The organism is Enterobacter cloacae complex sp. IR5412 (assembly GCF_049237385.1).
Taxonomy (GTDB): Bacteria; Pseudomonadota; Gammaproteobacteria; order Enterobacterales; family Enterobacteriaceae; genus Enterobacter; species Enterobacter intestinihominis.
In genome coordinates, this window is sequence record NZ_JBMKHQ010000001.1 from 3,480 (window position 1) to 6,085 (window position 2,606).

The 2,606-nt window shown below is 62.8% G+C and carries 1 protein-coding gene; it reads right to left on the reverse strand.

What is annotated here, in order from left to right; genetic code table 11:
- Positions 1-2,606 (reverse strand): DUF6531 domain-containing protein (locus tag ACOTX2_RS00030; RefSeq protein WP_421625864.1); only part of this gene is annotated, 2,606 nt, incomplete at both ends.

Genomic DNA, 2,606 nt, shown 5'->3' on the forward strand with positions numbered 1-2,606 from the left:
CCTGCGTACGGCTGGTTTCACGATGGAGTTCGTCGCGGGTAAAGTCGGAGACCGACAGCTTATCAAGGGCAATGCTGAGCAGATGCCCGCTACCGTAATAGAATTGTTTCAGCTCCCGGCCATCGGGCAGCGTGACGGAGGTGCGGTTACCGAGGGCGTCATACTCCCACGCCAGCTCTCCGTGTTCGCCCGTTTCGCGCGTGACGCGTCCAAGCGCGTCATACTCAAACACAAGCTCCTGCTCGGCTTCGGCGCTCCAGGCATCGGCTGAAAGCGCGGGATGCAGCCCAATCCGGCTCAGAAGGCCGGACGGGGTGTAGTGGTAGCGGGTCTGCCCTTCCGGCGTGGTGCGGGCGACCAGCTGGCCGCTCGCGCTCCAGGCAAAGGCATGGGTAATGGCCTCCGGATGTCCAGCGGCAAAGGTGCGCGCTATCGTACGCCCGCAGGCGTCGTAGCGATACTGCGAGGCCACGCCATCCAGCCCCACCTCTTCCAGCAGCAGCGAGTCCGCACCCCAGCGGAACTGGTAGGCTTCGCCGTTTTCGTTTTCCAGGGCAATCAGACGCCCGCGGCTGTCCCAGCGGCGACGCACCTCTTCACCCTGCGTATTACGGGTGGCGGTTAAGCGCCCTGCCTCGTCGTATCTGAACTCGCTCTCTTTCCCGTCGGCGCCCGCATGCTTCACCGGCAGACCACGTTCGTTCCATTTGAGCGACTCTGTCCACCCTTCCGGGCGATCGAGCTGCACCGGACGCCCCGCGGCGTCGTAGCGGTAACGCGTCTCTTCGCCGTCGGCGCTTATCTCAGCCACCAGCCAGCCCAGCGGATGATAACGGTATTGTGTCACACGGCCCGAACAGTCCGTAACACGCACCATCTGCCCGGCCTCGTTGTACTCCTGGTAGCGGCTGTTGCCGGCGGCATCAACTTCTTCCACGACCTGACCAAACTCGTCCCGACGAAGCAGCGTGGTCTGCCCCATCGGATCCACCACGCACTTCAGCCCGTGATGTTCGTCATACAGGAAACGGGTGGCGCTACCGTCGGCTTCGATGATGGAGGCCGGAAGCGCACGGTGCTCCAGCCAGGTGGTGGTGCGGGTATTGCTGTCGGCGTCGATCTCCTGCACCCGGTTACCCATGTCGTCATAGACGAAGGTAACGGCATTACCGAGCGGATCGATGCGGCGCGTGAGGAGTTCGTTGTCATCCCACTCGTAGCGCCAGTTCTCACCGCGCTCGTCAACGTAGCGAACAATCAGGTTTTGCGCGTTCCAGTAATGCTTTCGCGTCTGACCGTCGTAGTGATCGACGGTCGTCAGCCCGGCGGCTAGATCGTAGCTAAAGCGACAGCCGTCGCCGGTGCTGGTGCGGTTTTCCACCACGCGCCAGTGGTCGAATTTTTGCCAGCGGTATTCACTCTCCAGACCGCCCGGCAGACGGTGCCAGACCATCAGGCCATCATCGTTATAACGGTATTCACGGGTTACCACGCCGGAGGCATCCGTTGCGCTGGCCAGCTGGCCGCGCACGTCGTACCCCCACTGCATCAGCGGCCATGTCTGGTTGCCGTCAAAATGGCTCGCCGAGGTAACCCGCTGCGGGAAACGTTCATTTTCATAGCGCAGGGTGACATCGATCGCCCGCGGCTCATCGTGCAGACCGACCAGCCGCCCGTGCTCATCCCATTCTGTCAGCAACGCGTTGCCGTACTCGTCGCTGAGGGAGACCAGGCGCAGGATGGCTGGGTTAGCGCGGGTCGGTTTATACAGACGCCACACCGCGCCGTCATCGTCGGCAATCGCCACGTCGCCGCTCTCATTGCGGCGGATGATAATGCCTTCGCTGATGCTGTAAAACGCGCGGTCGACCGGCGGCAGTTCAAAGCTCAGCTCGCGCCCGGTTTCATCGAACCAGGTGGCGTTGTTTTCTTCCAGCGTCAGATAGCTGTCAAAGGTGGTAGCCCAGCCCAGACCAAACAGCCCTTCGCGGGTGGTCAGGCTGTTGTAGCTGCGTTGCCAGCGTAGCGGAAAGCGCCCCGGCAGCGAGAAATCGAGTTCGTCGTCGTCATTCAGCACCTTCACGCCGGTAGCGGCGTGAACCGGGTGCGAGGAGCCGAACATGGCGTTGACGGCCATATCAGCCAGCATCCCGCCACCGGCAGCAGCCAGCGCGCAGGGCATGTTTTTCAGGATCTTGCCCGGACGCCCGCGCAGCAGGGAGAGCGCAATCATCCCCAGCGCCAGGCCCGGCGTTTTGCCGCTTTTAATATCGCGAACTGTGAGGGTGTCGCCGCCGATGATCACGTTCGGGGAGACGTCGTCGGAAACGGTGCCTTCGCAGGTGGTGCGATCATTTGCACGCACCGCGGGCTGCCCGTTGATAAAGACGCTTTTCGAGCCTTCCGCCAGATACTGCGGCCCGGAGTGTTTCTCGCACGCCACCTTGTCTTCTTCCAGCGGCGAGGTCCCGGCAGCGGCAGAGGCCACGCTCGGCTGCCACATTTCGCTGCCGAACTGTCCGGCAGCGGCAAGCAGCATGCCCGCGTAGTCGGCAAAGCTGCCCGGAGACTGCGGCTCAGGGGAAGGAGTATCGGCAGGCGTCAAG